The organism is uncultured Holdemanella sp. (assembly GCF_934772795.1).
In the GTDB taxonomy this organism is placed as follows: domain Bacteria; phylum Bacillota_I; class Bacilli_A; order Erysipelotrichales; family Erysipelotrichaceae; genus Holdemanella.
This window is the reverse complement of sequence record NZ_CAKVMR010000052.1, coordinates 1-14,971: the sequence shown is the minus strand read 5'-3', so window position 1 is coordinate 14,971 and position 14,971 is coordinate 1. Positions and strand designations below refer to the sequence as shown.

Sequence of the window (14,971 nt, the reverse complement as noted above, 5' to 3'; positions counted from 1 at the left end):
AAAAAGATGCAGCCCATCGACTACATCTTCTGTGTTTTATCACGTCTTGCGAAATCTACAAATCTAAATTTATCCGGTCTATGTTTTGATACTGTATATTGAAATAATGTTGCATCTTCTAAATAAGTCCAAGAACGAACACATACAAGTAGTCCATAATCTTTCATATCCAACAATTCCTTTTCTTCATCCGTTGCAGGAATTACAGTAATTTCTTTTCTTGCGAAACTAATTGTTAATCCAAGCTCATTTTCAATGTACTCATACAAAGAGTTCTGTGCATGCTTAATTTCTAAACCTTTAATAATATCTGAACGCAAATAATCCGTATCCAAAATAATTTTCTCTCCATCGATTGTTCTTATACGAACCGTTTTATATACATCTCCACCAGTCATATTTAATAAAGACTGTATTTCTTCATTTGCGGGAATCAAATTAAATTCATGCACAAAAGTCGTTGATTTACTGACTAAATGACTATCCTGTAATTCCTTATAACTCGTAATGCCGGATACAGGAAAATTAATTGTAGATAAATCTAAAACCAATGACCCCTTCCCTTTTTCTTTATGAATATATCCATTGGAAGCAAGAAGATTTAATGCCTTACGAATCGTATCTCGCGATGTATTAAATTCCTTCATCAAATCCATTTCACTAGGCAGATATGTATTTGCCTTAATCTCTTTATTAACGATCCTAGATCTCAATCGATTGTATATTTCTTGATATTTTGCCATCTATAATTACCTTTCGTTTTATATTGTAACATGTACGGATAGGACATGCTATAAAAATTGTTGATGAAGCTATCTAAAAGGTGCATTTAAGGTGCACAAATCCTGTTTAATTTATTTATTATACTTTATATAAAGCGCTTTATGAAGATTAAAAATTGTTGCCGTGGCAAATAAAAAGCACTTTCTTCATTATTTAAAAACCTCACTTTTATATAATTTATCATACCAAAAGAAATTTAAAAAGCAGTTAATTTGAATATATAAAACTATGGATAAATCAACCTTTTAATATCAGCAATCTTATTCAAAAGAACAATATTGTGACCCCATGGAATTATGCAACAGGTTGTTGCACAAATTTTCTTTCAGTATAAGTTTCTGCATATTTTCCATATACTTCAAATTACGAACAGAATATACTTTGTTTTTTTGGAAAAGTAATTCGTCCTGTAAATTTGTGTCACCAGTGGTGACACAATTTCATTTTTATATTTACTTATATCAAGATTTACCATGCCCTCAATCACTTTTTCTGATAGTTCCATAATTCAAATTTTTAATGAAATTTTTTCTCCCTTAATGTATTCATATGCATTCTTGTACTGCCTAACTATCTTTTAAAAGTAATTTGCCCAACTGATTTGTGTCGCACTCACTGTTTTTAGAAAAGTATTCGTAATTGTTTCTTTAAATACGAGCATTCTTGTTTTGCGCATAAAATCTCCTTTCCGATTTTAAGACTACAATCACGCATAAAAACAATCGTATTTTTTTATGATTGCTTTTTGGACTGATTTCAGTCGTATCTTTTTACGATTGCCTTACAAATTCTTTAAATAATCTTCCACATTCAAATAAGATATCGGCTCAGAAGCCTCCTTTAACTCTGCATTTTCACCTCGGTAGATTACATATTTTCCAGTAATTGTTCCATAACGAAACTCTGTTTCTTTACTCTTTTGTTCATCCAATAAATGTCTGCATTGTTGTAAAACCATTTCTTTACTATGCTTAATTTCATAGATTTGACAATTTCCTTCTTCTGGATTAAAAACCACCATATCATATTCTCCAACCGCAAATTGTAGGCGGAAAACCTCACAGTTTTTCTTGGATAACTTTGTCTCTAAAAGAACAATGTCCTCCATCATTCTACCTTTAACTTCGTCTAATATTCGTTCAGTTATCCTTTTACGTTCATTAAATGACAAATTTCGAAAACGATCATCTTGCATCAAAGACTGAATCAAAGCTTCTGCTTGCGAATATCTCATACCAGGCTGTGAAAAAACAGTTCTCGTTTCTTTTTTATTAAAGTCAGTCATCCACCTGTTTTCAATTTCCACAGTAAGATCCAACAAATCCAAATATTCCTTAATTTCTTTACGATGAGCATCTGTAATTTTAATGGACTGTTCTTGTTTATCACGGATTTCAAGTAATTCTTTCAAAGTTTGATTCACTTGTACAATATCAATTTGATCTAAAATATCTGTTGGATGCGTTCTATCTTTTCTCAAATTCTTTGCCGAAACGCGCAAATCATGAGAACTAAAATTTCTTGTAAGAACTTCCAAAGTAAAACGATGGTTAATATCTTCCACAATTCGATTGATGACACTTGTTAATTCATTTTTTTCATACAACTCTTTTAAAGAACGAAAATGCGTTTCATATTGATAGTTTTTTAAGGAATGCTGAATATTTCTAGCTATTGCACTATCAACATATTCATCCGTACTTTTTTTTGTTGAGAAAATTGTTGGATGATTATTATAATGATTTCCACCTAAACTCATGGTTCCACCATAACGAATATAATCATCAATTCCATGAAGTCCAAGTACATTTTCAAATTCACGATACGAGATAAATGTGGTATGACTCATTATACAACGATCATATAATTCTTCACTTTCACTAAACAAAAATCCTAAAGAATCCGTACCCGATAATACAATTTTCATTCCACTTGCCGCAAATACATCTGAAAACAAGGCGGCACCCTCAATAAAATCATCAAGTAGAGTTACTTCATCGATAAAAACATAACGATATCCCTGTGTCTCCAAGGCTTTTAAATCTTGATTTAATTCCGCCATTGTTTTATTATCCTGAACCTGAATAAATGCTGTTTTATCACGTGTTTCTCTATCCATATTCAAAATCAATTGACGAATCAAAGTTGTTTTTCCTGTTCTTCTAAGTCCATATAAGATAAAAACTCGATCATGAACATTACTATAAACATAATTTTCCAGTTCTTTGTAGCACTCTCGTTTTTTCCAATCCTTCACAACATCTACAAACCGATTTAATTCATCACCAGTTCTAACTACACAATTAAAGTCATGCATATTTTCTGTCATATCCACATCTTTCAACAAAGCTTGTAATTCTTTTCTTTTAGCAATTTTTGTTGCCAAAAAATCTAATTCATCATCCTTAACTCTTTTCGAATGCTGCTTACCATCCTCTCTCCATTGATAATAAGCATACTTCTTACCATTGATTTTCTTATAAGTAATACCGCCCGTAGGCAATGTTTCAATTTCTTTTATTATTCTTGTATATTCATTTTTTGACATAAGTATAACTCCTCATATCTTTATTTTAACTTTTTAACTTTATTTGTAAAGTTAAATATAATCAATTAAGAAAAATCAAACTATGAAGTTTTCACCACTTAATATCACAATTTAGTTCTCAGATCATTAAAAGTATCTTGAATCGACGATACCCTTCCTTTCACAGCATCTTCTTCTGCTTCCATAAGCATTTCAAACAATTCAATTCTTGACTTCATATAGTTATCGTCTCGACATTGTTTTGAAATTTCATTGTAGTGATTTATTAAATTATCAGATGACCCGATTGATTCTTGTTTAGAATACACAATACCACCTCCATGATATGTACATTTTACATCATCATGAACCAAAGCAATTTTCTAATTCAAAAATAAGACATGCACATTTGCATAAACATTCCTTTATCGGTATAATACAAATACAGAAAAACTACTGGATACAGTGGTCACTCTGAATTAATCTAGTAAAAAGACACTAATAATCCATTGTGGCGATGTGAACTAGTGTCTTTTACATTTTTCTATAATAATTAATGTAATTCTTAGTATTTCTACTATTGCCATTAAGCACATGGCAACATCAATGTACAGATAAATATACATAAAACACGTCCTCCTGCAAAAAATCGAAGGATCTGCCGAGAACTCAAGCAGATTTCTTTTTTTAATTCAGAAGGTTCACCGTAACTACATCCAGTAGCCAATCCCTATTATAAAGGTCCAATGTGAAAACATTATTAACTCCAAGCATCTTGTTACGATTGCACCTATCTTGTCTAAAACGTATTATTTTCATCAAATTAGATGTGATTTAGACATGTAAACAACCTAAAAAATCATCCATTTACGCAATATAAAAGAGTAGAGAATCAAATCCCTACTCTATTTTGCCACTTAAATATGACCACATCTATTTCTTACAAAACTTCGCAACAACTTGAACCAATGTATCCTTATCCAATGGCTTTGATAAATGTGTATTCATACCGGCTTTTTTTGCCTTTATTTTATCTTCCGTAAACGCATTGGCCGTCATTGCCACAATTGGAATCTTCGAATCCAATGAACGAATCACTTTCGTTGCCTCATATCCATCCATTTCTGGCATCATAATATCCATTAAGATAATGTCAAAAAATTCTGGTGATTTCTTATAGATATTTACAGCTTCTTTACCATTTGTAGCACAAGTGACATTTGCACCCTCATTTTCAATAATGAATTTGGCGATTTCCATATTCAATTCGTTATCTTCTACAAGTAAAACGCTAAGTCCTTCAATCGATGCAGAAGTAGCTTCTTTAACGGCTTCAGTTTTATGTTCTTCATCTATTTTAAATGGAATGCGGATCACAAATTGACTGCCCACACCTTCTTGGCTTGTAAACTCAATCGTTCCACCCATCTTTTCCACAAGACTTTTTGCGATAGGCATACCCAAACCTGTACCCACATATTTAGAGCGACTTCCCATGTGTTCTTGGGCAAAAGGTTCAAAGATTTTATCCTGGAATTCTTTGGACATACCGATACCGGTATCTCGACAAGTAAACTCAAAAAGTGAATAGCCTGGTTTATTAGATTCAAGTTCTTTATAGCTAATATAGATAGATCCATTATCCCGATTGTATTTTACGGCATTGGAAAGAACATTCATTAAAACACGCTTCACATGAGTTGGACTGCCTATCAAATATGGATGTGTAATACTTCTTCCTTCTTGGACAATTTGAATATTACGCTCTTTTGCGACTTCTTCTAATATCACAACCGTTTCATCACTCAACTGATCAATATTAAACCCCACTTCTTCAAGTACGATTTCACCTGATTCAAGCTTACTCATGTCTAGTACTTCATTGACTAATTCGAGTAATGTATTAGAAGCATATCTAATTTTTTCACGACAATCCGCCTGCTTTTCAATATCCTTACTATAATGATCCCCCACTTCAACCATACCAATGATTCCATTGATTGGCGTACGAATATCGTGAGACATTCTTTGAAGGAATTCCGTTTTGGCAATATTAGCCGCCTCCGCCTTTTTAGCTGCTCGCAACAATTCTTCTTGATGCATCTTCTCTTTTTCTTGTTCCTTAGCCTGTCTTATAAGACTATTACGATGGCTAATATATCTGAGTACAAGCACAAATATCAAATATATAAAGGTTATCGCAATTGTTTCTACGATAAAACTTTCAAATACTACACTATCCGGTATATACGCAAAGATATAATAATTACTTTGTTTCAACATAATGCCATAATAGCCAGCACCTTTACTATTCAAATGATAAATATGTTTACTATCCTTATTCTCTTTTAATATTTGAATAATTTCATTCTTTTTTGTCGAATCTTGAAGTAAGGATTTATCGTTACTCGCAATAATTCTACCTTGATCTGAAACTAGAATAGTCCCATCTGATTTTTTACTATATCCCTTTAATAAGTTTTGTAGCGTTAAATTATAATTTTGAGCAAAATAAGCCGACGTATAATAATAAGTAACCACAATACCACGTGCATCACTTCTTGCACATGTCGCAATATCAATATGAGCTCCATCATCCAATTCAATACGTTGCGAATAGGTTCTTTCTTCATAATTCATATAATCCAAAACAATATCTTTACTGACATATTTATAGACTTGTTTCAACATCGCATCATCCGTACTATAAGAACTTTCTATATTCCCATTTTCATCCAATACAAGAATACCATCCATCCATAACGTACTCAGATTATCCTTTAGAAAAGCTTCATCTAATGGTTTTCTGGCATCCATTTCCATTTGAATATTCGTTTGAAGCTGACGACAACTTTCAATCATTCTTAATAAACTCTTTGATTCACTCGCCTCATTATAATGGGTATATGTAGAACATTGTACCTTGACATAATTTACGATTTTAACTAATTTATCTTCTGCTTCATCTTTTTGGGTTTGAAAAAAATAAAAGGCAGAAGTAAAAATAATGATAATCCCCAATAAAACAGTCAGTATATGGTAGTAACAATTTTTAGTACGCAAAATCATCCACCTCCAAATACTTTTCTGGATTCGACAGATATTTACCTATAATTTTTTTAGAAGTACCATCCTTACGCATTTCCTTTAACGTTTTGTCTAGCTTCTCACAAAGATCACGCTTGTCATTTTTTGAAAAAGCCACACCAATACCTACTCGCATTAATGGCTCTTCTAAAATACGAAAATCGGCATCATAATCCTTCATATATTGAATGATTGATTCTTCATGGGCACCAATCGCATCCACATATCCTTTTTGTAGGAATGTAAAAATCAATTCTCTATGGTTTAAACTAATCAAATTACCTACGTTATAATTGCCATTTAGTAAAATACCCTCGGGCTTTGTGGTTGATTGCACCGCTACATTCTTTCCTTTTAAATCATCCAATGTATAAATATCACTATCTGCGTTCACCGCAATGACCTGACGACTTGCGATATACGGTCCTGCCCACTTATAGTCATCCAATCTTCCTTCCATAGAAAAACAGGCCATGATACAGTCAATTTTTCCACTTTCTAAAAGTTCCTTATTCTTTTCCCAATCAATATAAACTACTTCAACTCGATATCCCAATCGTTTAAAGGCTTCGGTTGCCAAATCCACATCAATACCCGTAGGATTTCCATCCTCATTCAAATAGTTGTAAGGAGGATAATTATCACTACCCAAAGTAATGACAGGTAAGTTGGATGCATCCGATTCTACATCACTTGTCTTACATCCACTTAATAAACAAACAAGTAAAGATAGACTTAATAAAGTCTTGATTATTCGTTTACCTTTCAAATCATCCCCTCCTATCAATTTGGCCAATTACACCAATATATTGTTCTGCATTCAGTCCGGACCATAGCGTATGAAATGTTATATTTAAATCTTGTAGTTGCAAAGAAAACTCTTTATTGTCGACTGTTGCCGCATCTAAATGTTTCTTAACTTCACTAAAATCATACGCATCCAGTTCCAAGATACTCTTCTTATACTTTTTATTCTTTTCTCGATCTATAATAGTTAACTCCCCAATAAGTGGGTTATAATCAAACAACACTTTCGATGAACTCAACTCAAAAAAATCCATTTTTTCCTGTAAAAAATCAATAATACGTTGCGAATGATCATCATATGGCAATGTTTCTGATTTTAAGATTTCATCCGACAACTTCTGTGCCTCATGATAATCGTCATAATCCGATTTTTGCGTTGTAAAAGCCACATAAATCTTGGCACCCATCTCTTTCAAACACTCTAGTAACAATGGATTAAAACAACCACACTTTCCATCCATAATCATTTGAATCGCCGTTCTATAATCATATGCGTTTTTATATACACGTGTACTTGTCAAGGCATCAAATGCATCCGCAATCGATACAACTTGTGCACTAATTGGAATTTCATTTCCCTTTAAACCATCGGGATATCCCTTTCCATCAAAACGTTCGTGGTGCCACCTACAAATTTCATAAGCCGTTTTTACTAAAGGCTTATCACTTGGATACTCCATATTTTCAATCATTTTGGCCCCTATCAAAGTATGCGTCTTCATAATTTCAAACTCTTCATCCGTAAGTTTTGTCGGTTTATTTAAAACATCCTTTGAAATTCCAACCTTACCAATATCATGTAAAGAAGATGCCGTTGCGATCAAATGAATATCAGACTCTGTTAATGGATATACATCCGTTTTCTCAACTAACCTTCTTAAAAGCATCTGCGTGGCAATACGAATATGAAGAATATGTTCACGACTCTCCTTATTGTATGTTCCTACAACATTACTTAAAATATTGATCATAATTTTATTATTTTCTTCTTTTTCATACACCTGATTTATGACTACATTGGTCAATCGTTTTTGATTGGCATATAAAACGAGTGTATTCATAACTCTTCGCTTAATAATATATGCATCAAAAGGACGTTGAATATATTCAACAGCCCCTAAGTTATATGCCTTTTCAATAATTGAAGTCTCTTCTTCTGCAGAAATCACAATCACCGGAAACTCCTCGATCCAATGATACGTATTCATATATTTCAACACTTCAAATCCACTCATTTTTGGCATATTGAGATCAAGAAGCATCAAATCTATCGTCCAATCCTTTTGCAGAATTGAAATAGCTTCCAATCCATCATTGGCCACGACATATTGATAATCTTCACCTAAAATCTCCATAATCAATTCTTGGTTGAACTTGGAGTCATCCACAACCAGAATCTTCTGTCTTTCTTCTAAACTATTCATAACCCTATTCCCACTTTAGTTAGAATAAGTATACATCGAGAAAATACGTGTTTTCAATCACAAATGTGAACATTTCACAGACCCTTTTTATAACCAAAAAGCTTGGCATTTATATAGCCAAGCTTATATTTATTGACCCATCTTGTTCATTGCCAAGATTTCATTTTCAAGCACTTCTTTATAGTAATCTAACTGTGTTTTTCTAGCACTCTCATATACTTTGATTTCAACACTTACATCATCTCCATCTTTTTTAGTTAGTAAAGATGAAGTAGCAGCTTTAGTGTTTGTGAAGTAGTAGCCTTTATCATTACCCCACCACTTATTATTTTCAACAGCCTTGTCTGCATGCGCATCAATTTTAGCCGCTGCATTTGGTGAGAATAAGTAATAATTGTATTCACACAAACCATTTAATTGGTATGCCACATCTAGGGCATCATTTACTTTGTCTTTCTTTAAATCTTGAATGATTTCATCCATATATTCAATGTTATTTTGATATCCCACATGTTTCATCACTACATCACTCGAGAATACAATACCGACAAAATTATCTTGTACATATTTAAATAAGTCTAATACTTTCTTATTATAGGCTTTTCCTTCTTTTTGGATAGAAGTAACATCGGATTTAGAATTAACAGCCTCAACATAACGATCATTAATATCTTGACCCTCTTTATTCAATGCATCCACTTCTTTTTCAAAAACAGCTAAAGCTTTATCCCAATCCTTTTTAGAAACACCAGCTTCTGAAGCTAAATCTTCATTAAAACTTTCTTTTAAATCATCAATCGTTGCCTGCATATTTAAAGACATTGCTGGAAGCTGATCGATGGCAATAGCCATACTTCCAAAGACCGCAATATTAGCCTTCATCACCTTTTCACTATACGTATCCGTATTATCGGATTCTGTATGATAATGAAGTTGAGTCCAAGTATATTCACCATCATCCTTTGTTTCTCCAGAACAAGTATCTGTTGTATTTAAGAAATATGGAACACCTGCATTACGATATGAAACACCATCTTCCATTGTCGTTGTATCATATGTCTTTGTAGAAATACCATTCTTATATTCTTTTACAGCACCATCTAATGCACCTGAATCCACTAAGTTCTTAACTAAAGATGCATATTCAGGAACACAAGTCACCATAAATGTATCTGAACCATCATCATAGGCATCTAGTTCAAAGTTAAATAAAGCTAAGGTTTTATTTGCCCATTCCGGATGTACATTGTTGATCAATTCATAAGCCCCTCTTGTCCAGTCAAATTCAGTGCCTGTTGCACCCCATTCTTCGGCACCATGCGCAACAACCACAATATCATTTTCAGGCACATAACCACTATCAATCATCGTCTTAGCCATCGACATAATCGTTCCAATGGCACTACAGTCATCTTGAAAACCTGTAAAATACATATCATAATGTCCGGCAAAAATAATTTGTTGATCATGTGACTTACCAGGAATATAGCCAACTACATCATAACTTGTACCATTTTCTTCTTCCATCACACTATCCACTTTTAAAGTGGCCATATCATGACCTTGTTTTAAAGCCTTTTTAATTTGTTTGTACTCACTCATTGTGATAATTGTCGTAGGCATAACATCTTCTGCACAAACATCTTGAATTTGATGATCATCATCACTAAATCTTCCATATCCATCTAGATCATATGTCACTAAAGCTTTTGCGCCATGCTCATACGCCTCATAAATATATCCACCAATCCAAGACTCATTGTATTGATCCACTCCAACTAATGCAATCTTACCTTCAACATCTTTGCCTTCATAGTCTTTCGCAAATCCAGTCCCACAATCTACGATCTGTGCTGTAATTCCATTTTCATCTGTACCATTCACCATATACGATACGGGCATCAAATCAATATCTGTACCTTCAATCGTTAGGGATGCATCATTATATTGCCACTTATCCACATTCACAGGTATCTTTTCTACATTCTTTAATCCAATGGCCTTCATCTCCTTAGCCAAATAATCGGCTGTTCTATGCTCAGCATCTGAGCCACTCGTTCTAAATCCAAGTGAATTATCATGTAATGAAGTATCTGTAGACAATGTTTTTGTGAAGTCATACGCATAATCCATATCAATCTCATTCACATAGGCATCAATCGAATCTTGATAGATGGCCTCATCTTTTGTCGAACCACAACCCACAAGGCTCAACAACAATGCTGCACTAAGGCTTGCTCGTAAAATCTTTTTCATATTCCTCTTCTCCTTTACCAAACACAAAAAAAGATAGGCGCACAATATACACCTATCTTCGTCCATCATCTATCTGCATACTTTTCGTAACAGAAATTCCAGCTTATTGACCATTTCATAAGGTATATTGTACTTTATAAAACTGAGCTTTTAACTCAATCAATAAGGGTAAACACCCTTCCGTATTCCCTAAATACGGTTCTTGCTTCTTCAACAAGTCTTCGGCATTTGACCCGGCCGTCCGTGTAGCCTTAGCCTATATCTAGGCGGTCAATTTCTGTACGATTTGTACGCAAAAAATATACAGGAAAATGATATTTTTTGTCAACTAAAATTTTTAAAAATATGTAACCCATCCACTTTTGTCTCTAGCTTTTTAAAACAATAGGCAAGAATTAAAGTGACAACTATACATACTACTAGGTAGGTCCAGTCATTTAAATATGAGTCAAATAAGTTCATTGAAATCCTTTGAAGAATATAGATTTCAAATACATATTGACCTAAGAAATGAAACAAACTATTTTTAATTTCTTTATATGCACATACATCTACAATCAAGAAACAAAACACAATCGAAATAATTTCATATGCGAGTATTGGTAAGTAAAGACAATATAAACTAAAAGCTAAAACCATCAAGAAAATAAAGAAAATTGGTTTTTGAATAATGGAACACACCCAATCTTTATACTTTGATAGAATCATGCCTGCAGGAAAACAAAGAATGATGTTGTACCACCAAGCTTGATCTTTTATTACATCCATCAAAATTATATAGAGTATAGTAAATACTACACATGAAGTAATACCATGTTTCTTACATTGTTTAAATGAAATATATACAATACTATACATTACCAATATCGCAAACACATACCAATTACTATTTCCAATGGAACTCAATGCCGTAAATGACAATGCGATACGAACAAATGAATAATCCTTTCCTAATAAGAATGACAATATTAAATATAAGAATAGTGCCATACAAAAATGAATATAGAACTTCAATATTCTTTTTCTAGGCATACTATCAATATACACAATACCCCTTCTTTGAATTTGTTCCATAATGCCATAGCCAGAATAAAATAAGAATGGTGCAACCATCAGTTGTCCAATTGCCAATAAAAGATTATTCCATGGCATAGTTTCATATTGTCCAAAATGTGATAAGAACACAAACAACACAAAGATTCCATTGATACAAGTCGTCTGTTCTTTACTTAATGCCCTATTAAAATTCATTTCATGCCCTCTACAACAAGGTATTATATCACCATATTATCTCCATCAGTGGAATATTTATTTTAGTATTTTATCCTTAACTTTGCAGAATTTGTATCACTAAAAAAAGAAGCATTAGTAACTCAATTCACCAATGCTTCTGTCGATATATTTTGCGATGGTCGTCTTCGGACAACACCTTGAAAGAGCCTGATGCGTTGAGCTCTTTTTCTTTTAGTTTTTCTACTGTTTCTCCAGTTCCGGCAGAATGGCAAAGTTGGTATTGAAGGATGCAACACCTGCCATGATTACTGCACTACCGATCACCATCCAGTCCACCGTACCACAGGGCATCTGTATCACAATCAGAGCTAGTCTAGTCGGAAACATCGTCTTTGCAGCATGGATGCCGGTACCTTCCATCATTCTGCACTCATCAAATATTTCATTTCGTTTTTCTCCAGATTAAAACGGCATGAAAAAGGATCCTGATTATCACCAAGATACTTCTTCATGCATTGATATTTACTTGATAAAGTAGGCACTCAACTTTCCACTTCCCTTTTGTTCAAGTTTATCAACCTCGCAAAGCTCTTTAAGCAATCGGAATGCCTTTGTTGTTCCTGCACCAATCAAATCTTCGACTTCTTTTCTTGTTATGCTACCATTTTCTCGCGCATACTGAATGATGAGATTCTTCTGCTCATCTAGTGAAATATCGTTATTCGCATACTCTATTTTTTTTGCCTCAGCTTCTTGCTCTTCATTTCGATTCGGAAGTGTCACCCGAAAAACGCCCTTTGCTGTTTCAAACTCTGGCTGGAATGGACATACTTTATAGCCACGCTCAATTTTTCCAATTCCTGTACCATAACTCTCAATCAATCTCATACGGTAGAAAACAGCCGCAAGGTTCGGATTTCTCGATTGTGAAACACCAAGAAAAATTGATTTCAGTTCCAAACCTGATACAAGACCTCCAAGAGAAACAAATTCGATTCTGTCCTCATAGACATTGACCAAATTGCTTCCACTAAAAGAGTAATCACGATGAACGATGCTATTCAGTAAAGCCTCTCTTACTGCTTCCTCCGGGTAATCTCTTCTATCAGTTCGATCTAGCCCTGAAAATGTTGCTTTCGTTTTATTGACTAAATCAATGAACTGGTAAACATCTTCAAGCTGCTTTAATATAGAGCCCTTAAATTCCTTTCTGTCTCGGAACAATTCCTTATCCCTTCCTTGAAATAGCGCAACTTTCGTTGTTGTTTCACACTGGTCTGATAACAGCAATGCAAGATTTGTATATAAGCCATCTTCACCTATCAGCTTGAGAGTTCGCATTTGCGATGGTCCGATTTCGATAGACCTTCTTTTCATCTCTGTTTGGAGAGTATGAAACGTCAATTCCTGATTCATACTTCGGCACAACTCAAAAGATCTGCCACTATTTTGAAGAATCATCTCCCGGATTCCCTCTTCAGTCATTGGCTGTGTAGAACTTCCTTTTCTTACATACACTCCACCAGGCTTCAGGCCTTTTTCACGGAGATAGTACGGTCGATTTGTTCCTGTTTTTACTTCTATTTCAATAACTTGCTTTTCTTCTAATTCTACCGAGTTGACTCTAACAAACGGCATTATGTCTGGTGCCAGCGAATCCTTCAAAGAATTCACGATTTGTAACATCACACCATCCGGATCTCCAATACCCAGAACTGCTCCATCTTTTCGTACTCCAACATAAACTGTGCCGCCCTCAGCATTTGCAAATCCCATCACCTCTTTTCGGATGTCAGGGACATACTCTTGCTTAAATTCAATATTCTGGTTCTCAAATTCTAACATCTTCTAATCCTTCCTTTCTCCTTTCTTTCTTCTTTCTTTCTTCTTTCCTATTGTATGAAAGAAAGAAAGGAAAGTCAAGAAGTGTAGAAACAACCATAACTTCGCAGAATTTATCTAAAAGCTCCTCTTTTGCAAATGGGTGGTAATTATCCGCTTATTTACTGTGCTTAGAGCTCATTGCATCCCGATATCGCACTTTTTTTGGCGACAAGATTGTCAATTCTATAAATTTTAACACCTTATCATACTTGTCCTTTGGCTCATTCATAATGGACCAAAATAGATTCAGCCAGTCTTGGAGGTGCTCTCTATCATAAGCTCCATGATTTCTTATAAATTGTTTTAACGGTAAATGAAGGCTATTGACTGGATATAAGGGATTGTCTTTATCCGATAATCCCTTTGTTTCTTTTGTTAGGTGTCTGGCTAACGAAATTGCTCACATTTCTATTCACCACCCATTTGCAAAAGAGGAGCTTATCTAAAAAACAAGAAAAATATAAGAAATATTTAATTTCATACCCTGAATAAACCAAAAGTGGACATTTCTGCCCACTATTTATTACGACCAATATAATTTGCGAGTGCACCAAGTAAGTTAGCATCTTGTCGATATGTACAACACATTAAGTTAGGTGTGATGATATCCATACCCATCTTTTCACGAATTATATTATATTCTTCCATTAATCTTTCAACAAAATCATCTCTTTGACTAATCATACCACCAAACATGATCATTTCTGGATCAAGTGTGTGTTGCGCATTAAATACACCCATAGCTAGATTGTGGTAGAACTGCTTGATTACTTGTTTACTATTAAAGTCAGAACGCTCGTGACGTCAGTCATGAGATAAATGACGTATGTAACAGTTTTTCAACAGTTTCTATACGTAAATCATGATATAATATATATGTAGAATGCATCGCAAAAAAAGACAAACTATTAAATGTCAATAAGTAATGTAAAATTTATTGTAATTGTAGTTTTCTTTGTTAGATCAAGGG

The 14,971-nt window shown here is 33.8% G+C and carries 9 protein-coding genes and 1 pseudogene; all 10 read right to left on the bottom strand.

What is annotated here, in order from left to right; genetic code table 11:
- Positions 1-20 precede the first annotated feature (20 nt).
- Entirely contained in the window at positions 21-743 is a 723-nt protein-coding gene (gene treR / locus Q0F04_RS09075; protein ID WP_295752582.1) for a trehalose operon repressor, read from the bottom strand.
- 821 nt (positions 744-1,564) lie between these two features.
- Positions 1,565-3,331, bottom strand: a complete 1,767-nt coding sequence (locus Q0F04_RS09070; RefSeq protein ID WP_295752580.1) for an AAA family ATPase — start codon at positions 3,329-3,331, stop codon at positions 1,565-1,567.
- Between the two features lie 912 nt (positions 3,332-4,243).
- A complete protein-coding gene (locus Q0F04_RS09065; RefSeq protein ID WP_295752577.1) occupies positions 4,244-6,373 on the bottom strand; it encodes a response regulator in 2,130 nt (709 codons plus the stop codon).
- On the bottom strand, positions 6,363-7,166 hold the full coding sequence (locus Q0F04_RS09060) for a transporter substrate-binding domain-containing protein (RefSeq protein WP_295752575.1): 804 nt from the start codon (positions 7,164-7,166) through the stop codon (positions 6,363-6,365). The genes Q0F04_RS09065 and Q0F04_RS09060 overlap by 11 nt, the downstream gene beginning before the upstream one ends.
- 1 nt (position 7,167) lies before the next feature.
- A complete protein-coding gene (locus tag Q0F04_RS09055) occupies positions 7,168-8,628 on the bottom strand; it encodes an HD domain-containing phosphohydrolase (RefSeq protein WP_295752574.1) in 1,461 nt (486 codons plus the stop codon).
- 129 nt (positions 8,629-8,757) lie between these two features.
- The gene (locus Q0F04_RS09050) at positions 8,758-10,884 is read right to left on the bottom strand and encodes a M28 family peptidase (protein ID WP_295752572.1); all 2,127 of its coding nucleotides are present in this window, start codon (positions 10,882-10,884) and stop codon (positions 8,758-8,760) included.
- 324 nt (positions 10,885-11,208) lie between these two features.
- Positions 11,209-12,135 carry an acyltransferase family protein gene (locus Q0F04_RS09045; protein ID WP_295752570.1) on the bottom strand — a complete coding sequence of 309 codons (927 nt, stop codon included), beginning with the start codon at positions 12,133-12,135 and terminating at the stop codon, positions 11,209-11,211.
- Positions 12,136-12,357: 222 nt separating this feature from the next.
- Positions 12,358-12,540, bottom strand: a complete 183-nt coding sequence (locus Q0F04_RS09040; RefSeq protein WP_295752569.1) for a hypothetical protein — start codon at positions 12,538-12,540, stop codon at positions 12,358-12,360.
- Between the two features lie 99 nt (positions 12,541-12,639).
- A complete protein-coding gene (locus Q0F04_RS09035) occupies positions 12,640-13,962 on the bottom strand; it encodes an RNA-binding domain-containing protein (RefSeq protein ID WP_295752567.1) in 1,323 nt (440 codons plus the stop codon).
- Between the two features lie 555 nt (positions 13,963-14,517).
- Positions 14,518-14,787: pseudogene (locus Q0F04_RS09030) on the bottom strand (ROK family protein); the annotation flags it as partial.
- Positions 14,788-14,971 lie beyond the last annotated feature (184 nt).